The sequence below is a fragment of the Streptomyces sp. CNH287 genome (genome assembly GCF_000424825.1).
Window position 1 is genome coordinate 742,851 of sequence record NZ_KE384251.1, and the last position, 13,084, is coordinate 755,934.

Here is a 13,084-nt window from a genome sequence, read left to right on the forward strand (position 1 = left end):
TGCGACCCGAGACCGGAGAACCACTCTCGTGGCCACCTTTTTGTACAAGCTAGGCAGACTCGCCTTCCGGCGCCGCCGCATCGTCGCCCTCTTGTGGGTGGCCTTGCTCGTCGCCGTAGGGGTGGGCGCCTCCACCGCATCCGCACCTCCCGAGGACGAGTTCGCACTGCCCGGGACGGAGGCTCAGGAAGCCTTCGACCTCATGGAGGACCGCTTCCCCGAGGCTTCGGCCGAGGGCGCGAGCGTCCGTATGGTCTTCGAGGCCCCCAACGGCGAGAAGATCACCGCTACCGAGCACAAGGCAGTCGTCAACCAGGCTGCCGAGTCGCTCAAGAACAAGGAGATGGACTCCATCTCCGACCCCTTCGCCAAGGGCAGCGGAGCGATCAGCAAGGACGGCGACGTCGCGTACCTCAGCGGTACGTACAAGGTCCCGACCAACGAGCTGGAGGACAAGACCCGCGACGGCATCGAGAAGACGGCCGAGGTCGCCCGCGGGGAGGGCCTGACCGTCGAGACCGGTGGTGACGCGCTCTTCGTGGAGCCCGAGATGGGCAGTGCCGAGATCTTCGGTATCGCCATCGCGGCCATCGTGCTGATCGTGACCTTCGGGTCGCTCGTCGCCGCCGGACTGCCGCTGATCACCGCGCTGATCGGCGTGATGATCGGCATCATGTCGATCACCGCGCTGGGTGCCACGCTCGGACTCTCCGCGACCACCGGCACCCTGGCGATGATGATCGGCCTGGCGGTCGGCATCGACTACGCCCTGTTCATCGCCTCGCGCTACCGCGCCGAGCTGATGGAGGGCAGAGACCGCGAGGAAGCGGTCGGCCGGGCCGTGGGCACGGCCGGATCGGCGGTCGTCTTCGCCGGTCTGACCGTCGTCATCGCGCTGGTCGGGCTCTTCGTCGTCAACATCCCGATCCTCACCAAGATGGGTATGGCAGCCGCCGGCACGGTGATCATCGCCGTCCTGGCCGCCATCACCCTGGTCCCCGCCGCCCTGGGCATCGTGGGCAAGCGGATCTTCGGCAAGAAGGTGCGCAAGGCCAACCCGGAGACGGGCGTACCGCCGCTGCGGGTCGCCGGTGCCAAGGAGAACATGGGCACCCGCTGGTCCCGCTTCGTGCTGCGCAAGCCGGTCATGGTGCTGGTGACGGCCGTGGTCGGGCTCGGCGTGGTCGCACTGCCGGTCTCCAGCATGACCCTGGGCATGGCGGACGAGGGCAACCAGCCCACCGACACCACCCAGCGCAAGGCGTACGACATGCTGTCGGACGCCTTCGGGCCCGGCTTCAACGGTCCGCTGCTGCTGGTCGTGGACACCAAGGGTGCCGACGACCCGGAGGCCGCCGCCCAGCAGATCGGCGACAAGGTCGCGAAGGTGGACGGCGTCGTCAACGTCGCCCCCGCCGTCTTCAACAAGAACAAGGACACGGCCAACATCACGGCCATCCCGAACGCGGGCCCGAGCGACAAGGGCACCGAGGACGTCGTCAAGGCCATCCGGGCCGAGGCGGGCGGCCTGGAGGCGGACACCGGCGCCAAGCTGCTGGTCTCCGGCGCCACCGCCGTCACGATCGACTTCTCGCAGGTCATGAACGACGCCCTGGTGCCGTATCTGATCCTGGTCGTCGGTCTCGCCTTCGTGCTGCTGATGCTGGTCTTCCGCTCCATCCTGGTGCCGCTCAAGGCGGCGCTCGGCTTCCTGCTGTCCGTGCTGGCCGCGCTCGGCGCAGTCGTCGCGGTCTTCCAGTGGGGCTGGCTGTCCGGGCTCCTCGGCGTGGAGACCGGGCCGATCATGAGCATGATGCCGATCTTCATGGTCGGCGTCACCTTCGGCCTGGCGATGGACTACGAGGTCTTCCTCGTCACGCGGATGCGTGAGGCGTACGTACACGGCGAGTCGGCGAACGAGGCCATCACCTCCGGCTTCAAGCTCGGCGCCCGGGTCGTCACGGCGGCGGGCATCATCATGATCAGCGTCTTCGCGGGCTTCATCGGCGCGTCCGACTCGATGATCAAGATGATGGGCTTCGGTCTCGCCATCGCGATCCTCTTCGACGCGTTCGTGGTCCGGATGGCGATAGTGCCGGCGGTGCTGGCCCTGATCGGCGGCAAGGCGTGGTGGCTGCCGGGCTGGCTCGACAAGATCCTGCCCAACGTCGACGTGGAGGGCGAGAAGCTGCACCAGCAGCTCGACGGCCCCGGCGCCGACGCGGCGCAGCCGAGCAAGCCGTCGCCGCGTGAGCACGAGACGAGCGGCGTCTGAGCAGGCGGTAGTACGCGGAGGGGGGACCGGCCGGTTCCCCCTCCGCACCGCAAACCCCCCGCAAGAACCCCCGCACCACACAGAACCGCCCGCGCCGAGGATGGCGCGGGCGGTTCTGTGCGCGGGGTGCTGTGCGTGCGGTGCCGGTCGGCGCCGGGTTCCGGTCAGGGGCAGACGTACGCGTGCCGCCCGGTGGCCGGGTTCGCGGCGGGGTTCGCGGCTGCCGGGTCCGCCGGTGCCGCCGCGGCGCGCTCCGGCCGCCGGGGCCGCAGCGCCAGGACGGCCATGTCGTCGCGGGGAGCCGCGCCGGGAGCGCCGGTGTCCCCGACGTGCGCCCGTACGTCCGCGCGCAGGCGCCGTACCAGCTGCTCGGGGTGGTCGCCCCCGTACCCGGCCAGCCGGGCGACCGGGTCGTAGAAGGCGCCGTCGGGGGAGCGCGCCTCGGTGGTGCCGTCGGTGAACAGCAGCAGCGTGCCGTCCGCCGGGAACGGCAGCGTGACCGCCCGCGTCTGCTGCGGCGCCAGCTCACGCAGCCCGAGCGGCAGCCCGGGCTGCCGGGGCTCCAGCGCGCGTACGGAGCCCGGGCGCAGCAGCAGCGGCGCGGGGTGGCCGCGGTTGAGCAGCACCAGGGAGTCCGCGGCCGGGCTGAACTGGGCGACGAGGACCGAGGCGAAGTCCTCGTCCGCCGCGTGGCCCCGGTGCCGTTCGATGTGCCGCAGCATGGCCCGCTCCAGCGCATCCACCAGGGCGTGCGGTGTGCGCGCCCGCGCGCCGGCGTGGTGGAACGCGCCCAGCAGGGCCCGCGCGCCGCTCGCGGCGAGCGCGTCGCGGCCCCGTACGTCGCCGATCAGCACCCGCAGGCCGTACGGCGTGTCGCGTACGGCGTGCAGGTCGCCGCCGGAGCGGTGGGCGCCGGGGGCGGACACCGAAGCGGGCACGGCCAGGCCCACGTCACACGCCCCGCAGCAGTTCGGCCAGCCCGCGCTCCAGGTCGGCGCCGAGGCGCTCCTGCCCGTGCGGCACCGCCGCGTAGGCCAGACCCAGGAAGCGGCGCAGGTCGGAGCTGCGCAGCTCGGTCAGCGCCATCCCCTCGGGCGCGTGCAGTTCCAGCATGGTGTGCGCGTGGCCGCACGGCCACAGGTGCACGTCCCCCGCGCCGACGGGCGTGCGCAGCCCGGCGTCCAGCAGTTCGCGGGAGAAGACCCAGACCACCTCGGAGCCGTCCAGGGAGGCCTCGGCGGGGAAGACGAGGTGCACGGCCAGCGGGTCCTCGGGGTCGTAGCGCAGGAGGACGGACAGCGGGCGCGCGGCACTCGTCCGGGCGATCAGGCGGGCCTGCACGGTGTGTTCGATAACTGCGGACATCGTCTGCTCCTCCGTGTGCGGGGCGGCGCGCCAAGGCGGACGGGCGGGGGGTCGCTCGGCTCCGGGCCCCTCGTACAGTCAGACGCGTCCGGCGCGGTGCCCGTCACGCGAAATCGCCCGTGAGCTGTGCCACAGGGTGCGCCGGTGCGGACCGGGACCCCGCCTCGGCCGGGATTACCGGGCCGTAGCAGCATGGGGGGCACAGACGGGCAGACCGGCCCGCCGACGGGCTGAGCAGCAGCGGACACGGAGCGGGACGGGGGCGGGCGCGGTGGCGGGCCAGGGCGGGGTGGTCGAGGTCCAGGGCACGGTGGCGGACGGATTCGGGGCGGTCCGCGAAGCCTTCGCCGAGAACTTCACCGCGCGCGGCGACACCGGAGCGGCGCTCTCGGTGCACCTGGACGGACACCCGGTGGCCGACCTGTGGGGCGGCACCCGCACCGGCGGCACGCCCTGGGAACGCGACACCGCCGTCCTGGTGCGCTCGGTGAGCAAGGGCCCGGCGGCGGCCGTGCTCCACCTGCTCCACCAGCGCGGCAGGCTGGACCTGGACGCGCCGGTGGCCGCGTACTGGCCGGAGTTCAAGGCCGCGGGGAAGGAACGGGTGCGCGTGCGGCAACTGCTCGCGCACCGGGCCGGACTGCCCCTGCTGGACCGGCCGCTCAGCCTCGCGGAGGCCGTCGACGGCGTCAGCGGCCCGCGCGCGGTGGCCGCGCAGGAGCCCCTGTGGCAGCCGGGCACGGCGCACGGGTACCACGCGCACACCTTCAGCTGGCTGCTGGACGAGCTGGTGCTGCGGGTGACGGGGGAGCGGCTGGGGGCGTGGTTCGCGCGGGAGATCGCCGGACCGCTGGGGCTGGACCTGTGGTTCGGGCTGCCGCCGGGGGAGGGGGCCGGGGACGGCGAGGGCGTGCGTCCCGGCGAGGGCGGCGGGTCGCGGCTCGCCCGGATCGTCACCGCCGAGGCACCGGAGGCGCCCGCCGGGCACGGCATGCGCGTCCGTCCCAAGAGCGCCGTCGCGGACGCCTACCGCGACCCCGGCTCGGTCACCCGCCGCACCTTCGGCGTGCTCTCCCCCTACCCCGACGAGAACCACCCGGCCTTCCTCGCCGCCGGGCTCCCCGGTTCCGGCGCCGTCGCCACCGCCCGCGCGCTCGCCCGCTTCTACGCCTCGCTGATCGGCGAACCGGCGGGCGGACGCCGCCTGTTCACCCCGGCGACGCTCACCCAGGCCCGCTCCCAGGAGTCCTCCGGCCCCGACCGGGTGCTCGTGGTCGGCACCCGCTTCGGCCTCGGCTACATGCTGCACGGACCCGCCTCGCCCATGCTGGGCCCCGGCTCGTTCGGCCACCCGGGGCGCGGCGGCTCGCTGGCCTTCGCGGACCCGGAGTCGGGCGTCGCCTTCGCGTACACCACGGCGGGCATGCAGAAGTCGGTCACCTCCGACCCGCGCGCCCTGGCCCTGGTCCGCGCCCTGCGCGGCTGCCTGCGCGCCTGACGCGCCTGCCGCCGGCCCCTTTCGGGTGAACGAGCGCGACGGGGGAAGGTGGCACTCTTCGATTCCCGTAGCGTCGGATCAGCGGTTGTGCCGCGGTGGCACCCGCGCCCACACTGACGGAGGAGGTGTTCTCACGATGACTGCACTTGCCTACGAGGCGGGTCCGGATGCGGAAGGCAGTGATCCTTCCCCCCTCGATGAGGTGCTGTGGCAGACGTGGAAGGCCATGGATCTTCCTGCGGGCTTCCGAGCCGAGATCATCGAGGAGTCCATCGAGGTGTCCCCCACCGGCCGCCGCCGTCACGGCATCGTGATCAACCGCCTCCGTCGGGCGCTGGACGCCGAGCTGGCGGGGGGCGGGTACGCCGCGTTCCAGGATGTGAATGTCATCCACCGGCGGAAGGTGTGCATCCCCGATCTGTTCATCGCTCAGCAGGACTTGGACGAGATCCCCGACGAGGAGGACCTCGGCGTGGACGCGGGGCGGGTTCCTGCGGTGTTCGAGGTGGTCTCACCGGGCCGGGATGCCCGGGAGCGGGACCGGGTGCGTAAGCAGCGCGCGTACGCGCGGGCCGGAATCCCGCTCTACGTCATCATCGACGACTTCGACGGCGACGGTGCGGTCACGGTGCTGACGTCGCCCCGGCCGGGCGGTGGCGCGTACGCCGACACCCACCGCATTCCGTACGGGAAGGACGCGGTGCTGCCGGAAGGGCCTGCGCGGGGGTTCGTGATCGGGGCGGATATTACCGGGCTCTGAAGCGGTGCCGCGTACCTATGCTGGTGCGATGCGGCGATTCGAGGGGTACGCGGCGCTGGTGACCGGAGCCGGACAGGGCATGGGAGAGGCGATCGCGCGGCGGCTGGCGTCCGAGGGGGCCCGGGTGCTGATCACCGACCGCGACGAGGCACGGGCGCAGGGCGCGGCCCGGCGCGTCCGCGAGGACGGCGGCGAGGCGGCGGCGCGCGGCTGCGACGTGGGCGACCGTACGGCGGTCGAGGAGGCGGTGGCGTACGCGGCCGAGCTGTACGGCGGGCTGGACGTCCTGGTCAACAACGCCTACGCGAGCCTCCACGGCACCGAGCTGTTCGAGGACGAGACCGACGAGACCTGGCTGCGCAACCTGGACATCACCCTGAACGGCGCCTTCCGCTGCGCGCGCGCCGCGATGCCCTACCTCGTGGCGGCGGGGGGACGGGGCGCCATCGTCAGCGTCGGCTCGGTCAACGGCGAGCGGGACTTCGGCAACCACTCCTACAGCGCCGCCAAGGCCGGACTCGCCGGGCTGACCCGGACGCTCGCCGGGAGCAGCGCGGCGCGCGGGGTGCGGGTGAACCTGGTCGCGCCCGGCACGGTGGACACCCCGGCCTGGGAGGGGAGGGCAGCCGTGCTGGAACGGGCGGCCGGGGAGTACCCGCTCGGCCGGGTCGGCAGGCCGGACGACATCGCCGCCGCCGTCGCCTTCCTCGCCTCCTCCGACGCGTCGTGGATCACCGGCGTGACGCTCCCGGTGGACGGCGGGCTGCTCATCAGCAACCACGGGCTGCGGCGGGCCTTCGAGGCCGGGGAGCGGGCGGGGGAGTAGCGGGGGCGGGTGCGGCGCCGACCGGGTGGGGCCCGTCCCGCTGTCCCGCCCGCCGTCCCGTCAGCCCAGCAGCGTGGCGCCCGGCGCCGGGCCGGTCGTGGGGCGCGCGGTCCGGCAGGTGCCCGAGGCGCGCAGGGCCTCGGCCACCGACTCCGCCGAGGCGGCGTCCTCGGTGAGGAACGCGCAGGTCGGGCCCGAGCCGGAGACGATCCCGGCGAGCGCGCCCGCCGCCGTCCCGGCGTCCAGGGTCCCGGCGAGCGAGGGGCGCAGCGAGAGGGCGGCGGCCTGGAGGTCGTTCGACGAGCCGCCGTCCGGGGCGAGTGCGGCGGCCAGGGCCGCCGGGTCGCCCGTACGGAGTGCCTCCAGCAGGGCGGGGGACGCCTCCGGATCGCCGGTCCCGACGGCCGCCGCCCCGGCGCCGGACGCCTCGCGGAGCCGGTCGCACTCGCGGTAGACGGCCGGTGTGGACAGCCCGCCGTCCGCGACCGCGAACACCCAGTGGAAGACGCCGCCGACCTCCAGCGGAGTCAGCAACTCCCCCCGGCCCCGGCCCAGCGCGGCGCCGCCCAGCAGGCTGAACGGCACGTCGGAGCCCAAATCGGCGCACAGCGCGAGGAGTTCGTCCTGCGGTGTGGCGGTGCCCCAGAGCGCATCGCAGGCCAGTAGCGCACCCGCCGCGTCCGCGCTGCCGCCCGCCATGCCGCCCGCGACGGGGATGTCTTTGCTCAGGTGAAGGTGGACGGCGGGCTCGCCGAGTCCGTGGTGCGCGGCCAGCGCGCGGGCGGCGCGGGCGGCCAGGTTGCTGTCGTCCAGCGGCACCTGGTCCGCGTCCGGACCCTCGACGGTCAGCCGGGAGGTCTCCGCGCGGGTGGCGCGGACCTCGTCGTAGAGGCCGACGGCGAGGAAGACGTTCGCCAGCCCGTGGAAGCCGTCGGGGCGCGGGCCGCCGACGGCGAGCTGCACGTTCACCTTCGCCGGTACCCGGACGGTCACGCCCTGCGTGCCGGGCCCGCCGGTGCTGCCGGTCATGCGGTGTCCCCTCTGGTCTGCGTCTGCGTCTGCGTCTGCCCCTGCGACCGCGACCGCGCCTGCGAGCGTGCCCGTTCCGCCGCCCCGGGCTCCGCGCCCGGTCCCGGGCGGTGCTCCGCGATGGCCGCGAACTCCTCGACGGTCAGCCCCTCGCCCCGCGCCTTCGGCGAGATCCCGGCCGCCACCAGCGCCGCCTCGGCCGCCGCCCCCGAACCGGCCCAACCGGCCAGCGCCGCCCGCAGCGTCTTGCGCCGCTGCGCGAACGCCGCGTCCACGACGGCGAACACCTCCGCGCGCGAGGCCGTCGTACGCGGCGGATCGCGCCGTACCAGCGAGACCAGGCCGGAGTCCACGTTCGGCGCGGGCCAGAAGACCGTACGCCCGATCGCGCCCGCCCGCCGCACCTCGCAGTACCAGGCGGCCTTGACCGACGGCACCCCGTAGACCTTCGAGCCCGGCGGCGCCGCCAGCCGGTCGGCCACCTCGGCCTGCACCATCACCAGGCTGCGTTCGATGCTCGGGAAGCCGGCCAGCATGTGCAGCAGCACCGGGACCGCGACGTTGTACGGCAGGTTGGCGACCAGCGCGGTGGGCGGCGGCCCGGGCAGCTCGGCCAGGCGCAGCGCGTCCGCGTGCACGAGGTCGAAGCGGCCGGCGCGCTCGGGCAGCCGGGCCGCGACCGTGGCGGGCAGAGCGCCGGCGAGCACGTCGTCGATCTCCACGGCCACCACGCGGTCGGCCGACTCCAGCAGGGCGAGGGTGAGCGAGCCGAGACCGGGCCCGATCTCCACCACGACGTCGGCCGGGCGCACCCCGGCGGTCCGTACGATCCGGCGCACCGTGTTCGCGTCGATGACGAAGTTCTGCCCGCGCTGCTTGGTGGGGCGTACGCCCAGGGCGGCGGCCAGCTCGCGGACGTCGGCGGGGCCGAGCAGCCGGTCGGCGGGCGGGTCGGCGGGCAGGTCGGGAACGGGGCCGCAGGAGGGGTCGGGGGCGGTACTCACCGGTGCAGTTTACGGGCGCGCGTCAGTAGCCGAATGCCCGTGCCGTGTTGGCCGCGATGTGCTCGGCGAGCGCGTCCTCCGGCATCCCCTTGACCGCCGCCATGGCCCGCAGCGTGATCGGGATCAGATACGGCGCGTTGGGCCGCCCTCGCCAGGGCGCCGGGGTCAGGAACGGTGCGTCGGTCTCCACCAGCAGCAGTTCGGGCGGGGTGGCGGCCAGCGCGTCGCGCAGCGGCTGCGCGTTCTTGAAGGTGACGTTCCCGGCGAAGGAGAGGTACCAGCCGTGCGCGGCGCACAGCCGGGCCATCTCCGCGTCGCCCGAGAAGCAGTGGAAGACGGTGCGCTCGGGGGCGCCCTCCTCGGCCAGGACGCGCAGCACGTCCTCGTGGGCGTCCCGGTCGTGGATGACCAGCGCCTTGCCGAGCCGCTTGGCCATCTCGATGTGCGCGCGGAAGGAGCGCTGCTGCGCGGCGCGGCCCTCCTCGCCGGTGCGGAAGTGGTCGAGCCCGGTCTCCCCGATGGCCAGCACCTGGGGCAGCGCGGCCAGCTTCTCGATGCCCGCGAGCGCGGCGTTCAGGACGTCCGGCCCCTCGGCGTCCAGCCGGGGCGCCTCGTTGGGGTGCAGGGCGACGGCGGCGTGCACCGAGGGATGCTCGGCCGCCACCTCGGCGGCCCACCGCGAGCGCTCCAGGTCGCAGCCGACCTGCACCACCGTGCGTACGCCGACGGCGGCGGCCTTGGCGAGCACCTCCTCGACGGCGGGCTCCTGCATGTCCAGGTGCGTGTGCGAGTCGGCGACCGGGACCCGGAGCGGTGCGGGCGGCGGCGGCGCGGGCTGGTCAGGCTTCGGCATCCCGCGATGATAATCCGCGCCGCCGGCACCGCTCCGGCAGGCCGGTCACAGGTGGTGCAGCGCCTCCTGCGCGGTGGCCACCCGGCCCGAACGCATGATCCGCAGCACGTGCCCGTCGCAGTTGACGCAGGTCGGGCTCTTGAGCGGGGAAGGCACGCGTTTGCCGTCCGTGTAGTACGTGACGAAGGGCTCCCCCGTCGGCGGCACGTGGTGCTCGATGTCGTACGTCTGCTCCCACGAGTACCCGCACTTCATGCAGGCGAAGCTGTACGCCTCGTGAGCCGTCTCCCCGGTGGCTCCCCTTCTGCTCGGGGCGCTCGCACCGTTGGGACCACTGGTGCCACTGCTGTCCTTCATCCCCGGCTCCTCTCGACGGGCGGATGGCCCACTCACCAGTGGACTCCTCCGCCCGGGGATGCGCAGCAGCCCTCCGCGCTGTTGGGGCAGATTTGGCCCAGCTATGGAGAATGCGGCCCGCATCGCGGCACGGGCTTTACCTCTCACGATAATCCCTTTACCCGCCGCTCCGCCTGGCGCGAGCGGCGGGGCACGCGGGGCCGCGCGAAGCGCGGGGGGCGGCTCTCAGAGACTGCCTCTCAGGCGCCCCCGGCCTGTCCCCCGGCCGTCTTCGCCGCCACCACCGCGTCGAACACCTCGCGCTTGGGCACCCCCGCCGCCTGCGCCACCGCCGCGATCGCCTCCTTGCGCCGCTCCCCGGCCTCCTCGCGCACCGCCACCCGCCGCACCAGCTCGGCCGCGTCCAGCTCCTCCGCGCCGTGCTCGGGCGCCCCCTCCACGACGACGGTGATCTCGCCCCGCACCTCGCCCGCCGCCCACCCGGCCAGCTCCCCGAGCCCGCCCCGCCGGACCTCCTCGTACGTCTTGGTCAGCTCCCGGCACACCGCCGCCCGGCGGTCCGCGCCGAAGACCTCCGCCATCGCGGCGAGCGTGTCGCCCAGCCGCCGCGGGGACTCGAAGTAGACCAGCGTGCGCCGCTCCGCCGCCGCCTCCCGCAGCCGGTTCAGGCGTTCACCGCCCTTGCGCGGCAGGAAACCCTCGAAGCAGAAGCGGTCCACCGGCAGCCCGGAGAGCGCCAGCGCCGTCAGCACGGCGGACGGGCCGGGCACCGCCGTCACCCGCACCCCGCGCTCCACCGCCGCCGCCACCAGCCGGTAGCCGGGGTCGGACACCGAGGGCATCCCCGCGTCCGTGACCAGCAGCACCCGCGCGCCCTCGGCCAGCGCCTCGACCAGCTCCGGCGTACGCGAGGCCTCGTTGCCCTCGAAGTAGGACACGACCCGTCCCTCCGGCCGCACCCCCAGCGCCTGGGTCAGCCGCCGCAGCCGCCGGGTGTCCTCGGCGGCGACGATGTCCGCCGCTGCGATTTCGGCGCCGAGCCGGGGCGGCGCGTCGTCCGGGTCGCCGATGGGGGTTCCTGCGAGTACGAGGGTTCCGGTGTCCACCGGACCATCCTCGCAGCGGTATGCCACGCGAACCCAGCGCGGTTCCCTACGATGAGCCCGTGACGACCAGTGACACCGCCGCAGAAGCCGCAGCAGCCGAGCGTGGCCCCACCCCTGGCGGTGCGCCCGGCTGGCCCGCGCGGCTGCGCCGATACGGCTACGTGGCGCGTCCGCAGTCGGGCGTACGGGAACGGCTCGTGCCGCCGTACCCGAGCCCCTCGCCCCGCTTCCCGGCGCTGTTCGGCTTCTCCCCGCACCTCGCCGCGCGCCTCGCGCGCTGGTCGGCGTGGGGCGGCCCGGCACTGGTCGCGTTGGTCGCGGGGCTGCTCCGGTTCTGGCAGCTGGGCTCCCCGCACGCGGTGATATTCGACGAGACCTACTACGCCAAGGACGCCTGGTCGCTCTACCAGCACGGCTACGAGGCGAAGTGGGCGGACGGCGCGGACAAGCTGATCCTCCGCGACGACCAGAAGATCCCGCTCAGCGACGACCCCTCGTACGTCGTGCACCCCCCGGTCGGCAAGTGGATCATCGGGCTCGGGGAGTGGATGTGGGGCCTGGACCCCTTCGGCTGGCGCTTCATGACCGCGCTGCTCGGCACTCTCTCGGTCTTCCTGCTCTGCCGGATCGGCCGCAGGCTCTTCCGCTCCACGATGCTGGGCTGCCTGGCGGGCGCGCTGATGGCGGTCGACGGGCTGCACTTCGTGATGAGCCGGGTCGCCCTGCTCGACCTGATCCTGATGTTCTGGGTGCTGGCGGCCTTCGGCTGCCTGCTGGTCGACCGGGACAAGGCCCGCGCCCGGCTCGCCGCCGCGCTGCCCCCTGACGACCCCGATCCGTCCGCCCCCTCCGGCTCCACCGCAGGCCCCGCGCCCGCGCTCGCGCCCGCCCCGGCCCTCGCCGGTCCCCGCCTCCACGTCGGCGACCGGCTCGGGCTCGGCCTGCGCCCCTGGCGGCTCGCCGCCGGCGTCTGCCTCGGCCTGGCCTGCGCCACCAAGTGGAACGGCCTCTACGTCCTCGCCGCCTTCGGGCTGCTGACCGTCCTGTGGGACGTCGGCGCGCGCCGTACCGCCGGAGCCGGCCGCCCCGGCCTGGCCATGCTCCGCCGGGACGCGCTGCCCGCCTTCCTCTCCCTGGTGCCCGTCGCGCTCCTGACCTACCTCGCCAGCTGGACCGGCTGGTTCGCCACCAGCGGCGGCTACTTCCGCGACTGGGCCGAGCGCGAGGGCGAAGCGGGCGGCTGGGGCTGGCTGCCCGGCCCGCTGCGCAGCCTGTGGCACTACGAGAGCGAGGTCTACAGCTTCCACGTCAACCTCAACTCCGGCCACACCTACGACTCCAACCCATGGAGCTGGCTGGTTCTGGGACGCCCCGTCTCCTACTTCTACGAGTCGCCCAAGGCGGGCGAGGACGGCTGCACGGCCGCCGACGGCTGCGCCCGCGAGGTCCTCGCCCTGGGCACCCCGCTGCTGTGGTGGGCCGGCTGCTTCGCCCTGGCGTACGCGCTCTACCGCTGGCTGCTGCGCCGCGACTGGCGGGCGGGCGCCATCCTGTGCGGCGTGGCCGCGGGCTACCTGCCCTGGTTCCTCTACCAGGAGCGGACGATCTTCTTCTTCTACGCGATCGTCTTCCTGCCCTTCCTCTGCCTCGCCCTCGCCATGATGCTCGGCGCCCTGGCGGGCCCACCGGGCGTCACGGAACGCCGCCGCACGATCGGCATCGTCGCGGGCGGCGTCCTCGTGCTCCTGATCATCTGGAACTTCATCTACTTCTGGCCCATCTACACCGGCGAGCCCATCCCCACCGACGACTGGCGCGCCCGCATGTGGTTCGACACCTGGATCTAGGGTCTCTCGCAGCGACGACGACGGCCCCCAGACGGCCCGAGGCGGCGCTCTCGATCTTGGAGACCTCGCCCCCGGATTCTTCGAGCAGGGTCCGGCTGAAGCGGATGTCCTCGCCGCGGTCCCGTCCGAAAGGTGACTCTCAGGTGACTCTGAGGCAGGGGCTG

Annotated in this window: 12 protein-coding genes; 5 read left to right on the top strand and 7 right to left on the bottom strand. The window is 74.0% G+C overall.

Annotated elements, in window-relative coordinates; genetic code table 11:
• Positions 1-28: 28 nt before the first annotated feature.
• The gene (locus tag H299_RS0127190) at positions 29-2,275 is read left to right on the top strand and encodes an MMPL family transporter (protein ID WP_027750988.1); all 2,247 of its coding nucleotides are present in this window, start codon (positions 29-31) and stop codon (positions 2,273-2,275) included.
• 164 nt (positions 2,276-2,439) lie between these two features.
• Here the strand turns inward: H299_RS0127190 and H299_RS36565 are convergent, their stop codons facing one another.
• Together H299_RS36565 and H299_RS0127200 are read right to left on the bottom strand one after the other, a co-directional pair.
• Positions 2,440-3,213: a PP2C family protein-serine/threonine phosphatase gene (locus tag H299_RS36565; protein ID WP_158692401.1), complete on the bottom strand. Its 774-nt coding sequence runs from the start codon at positions 3,211-3,213 to the stop codon at positions 2,440-2,442.
• A 13-nt stretch (positions 3,214-3,226) separates the two neighbouring features.
• Positions 3,227-3,640 carry an SsgA family sporulation/cell division regulator gene (locus H299_RS0127200; RefSeq protein ID WP_027750989.1) on the bottom strand — a complete coding sequence of 138 codons (414 nt, stop codon included), beginning with the start codon at positions 3,638-3,640 and terminating at the stop codon, positions 3,227-3,229.
• Between the two features lie 289 nt (positions 3,641-3,929).
• Between H299_RS0127200 and H299_RS0127205 the strand changes: the two genes are divergently transcribed.
• From H299_RS0127205 to H299_RS0127215, 3 genes are all read left to right on the top strand, one after another.
• Positions 3,930-5,138, top strand: a complete 1,209-nt coding sequence (locus tag H299_RS0127205; protein ID WP_027750990.1) for a serine hydrolase domain-containing protein — start codon at positions 3,930-3,932, stop codon at positions 5,136-5,138.
• 136 nt (positions 5,139-5,274) lie between these two features.
• A complete protein-coding gene (locus tag H299_RS0127210) occupies positions 5,275-5,898 on the top strand; it encodes a Uma2 family endonuclease (RefSeq protein WP_027750991.1) in 624 nt (207 codons plus the stop codon).
• A gap of 28 nt (positions 5,899-5,926) precedes the next feature.
• The gene (locus H299_RS0127215) at positions 5,927-6,724 is read left to right on the top strand and encodes an SDR family oxidoreductase (RefSeq protein ID WP_027750992.1); all 798 of its coding nucleotides are present in this window, start codon (positions 5,927-5,929) and stop codon (positions 6,722-6,724) included.
• A 60-nt stretch (positions 6,725-6,784) separates the two neighbouring features.
• Here the strand turns inward: H299_RS0127215 and H299_RS0127220 are convergent, their stop codons facing one another.
• The 5 genes from H299_RS0127220 to rsmI form a co-directional block, all read right to left on the bottom strand.
• A complete protein-coding gene (locus tag H299_RS0127220; RefSeq protein ID WP_051262880.1) occupies positions 6,785-7,753 on the bottom strand; it encodes a 4-(cytidine 5'-diphospho)-2-C-methyl-D-erythritol kinase in 969 nt (322 codons plus the stop codon).
• The gene (rsmA, locus tag H299_RS36570; protein ID WP_078513096.1) at positions 7,750-8,715 is read right to left on the bottom strand and encodes a 16S rRNA (adenine(1518)-N(6)/adenine(1519)-N(6))-dimethyltransferase RsmA; all 966 of its coding nucleotides are present in this window, start codon (positions 8,713-8,715) and stop codon (positions 7,750-7,752) included. The genes H299_RS0127220 and rsmA overlap by 4 nt, the downstream gene beginning before the upstream one ends.
• A 64-nt stretch (positions 8,716-8,779) precedes the next feature.
• Entirely contained in the window at positions 8,780-9,610 is an 831-nt protein-coding gene (locus tag H299_RS0127230) for a TatD family hydrolase (protein WP_027750994.1), read from the bottom strand.
• 45 nt (positions 9,611-9,655) lie between these two features.
• Positions 9,656-9,967 carry a hypothetical protein gene (locus tag H299_RS40710; protein WP_486587440.1) on the bottom strand — a complete coding sequence of 104 codons (312 nt, stop codon included), beginning with the start codon at positions 9,965-9,967 and terminating at the stop codon, positions 9,656-9,658.
• Between the two features lie 239 nt (positions 9,968-10,206).
• Complete coding sequence (gene rsmI, locus H299_RS0127240; RefSeq protein WP_037760643.1) at positions 10,207-11,073, bottom strand: 16S rRNA (cytidine(1402)-2'-O)-methyltransferase; 867 nt, start codon at positions 11,071-11,073, stop codon at positions 10,207-10,209.
• Between the two features lie 20 nt (positions 11,074-11,093).
• Here rsmI and H299_RS0127245 point away from each other — a divergent pair, with 20 nt between their 5' ends.
• Positions 11,094-12,920, top strand: coding sequence for a phospholipid carrier-dependent glycosyltransferase (locus tag H299_RS0127245; protein ID WP_051262881.1), 1,827 nt, complete (start codon positions 11,094-11,096; stop codon positions 12,918-12,920).
• The last annotated feature ends 164 nt before the right edge of the window (positions 12,921-13,084 follow it).

Coding starts and splice junctions, on each gene's coding strand:
- H299_RS40710 (WP_486587440.1), bottom strand. CDS start 9,967: ATGAAGGACAGCAGTGGCACCAGTGGTCCCAACGGTGCGAGCGCCCCG.
- H299_RS0127215 (WP_027750992.1), top strand. CDS start 5,927: ATGCGGCGATTCGAGGGGTACGCGGCGCTGGTGACCGGAGCCGGACAG.
- H299_RS0127245 (WP_051262881.1), top strand. CDS start 11,094: ATGCCACGCGAACCCAGCGCGGTTCCCTACGATGAGCCCGTGACGACC.
- H299_RS0127230 (WP_027750994.1), bottom strand. CDS start 9,610: ATGCCGAAGCCTGACCAGCCCGCGCCGCCGCCGCCCGCACCGCTCCGG.
- H299_RS0127210 (WP_027750991.1), top strand. CDS start 5,275: ATGACTGCACTTGCCTACGAGGCGGGTCCGGATGCGGAAGGCAGTGAT.
- H299_RS0127220 (WP_051262880.1), bottom strand. CDS start 7,753: ATGACCGGCAGCACCGGCGGGCCCGGCACGCAGGGCGTGACCGTCCGG.
- H299_RS0127200 (WP_027750989.1), bottom strand. CDS start 3,640: ATGTCCGCAGTTATCGAACACACCGTGCAGGCCCGCCTGATCGCCCGG.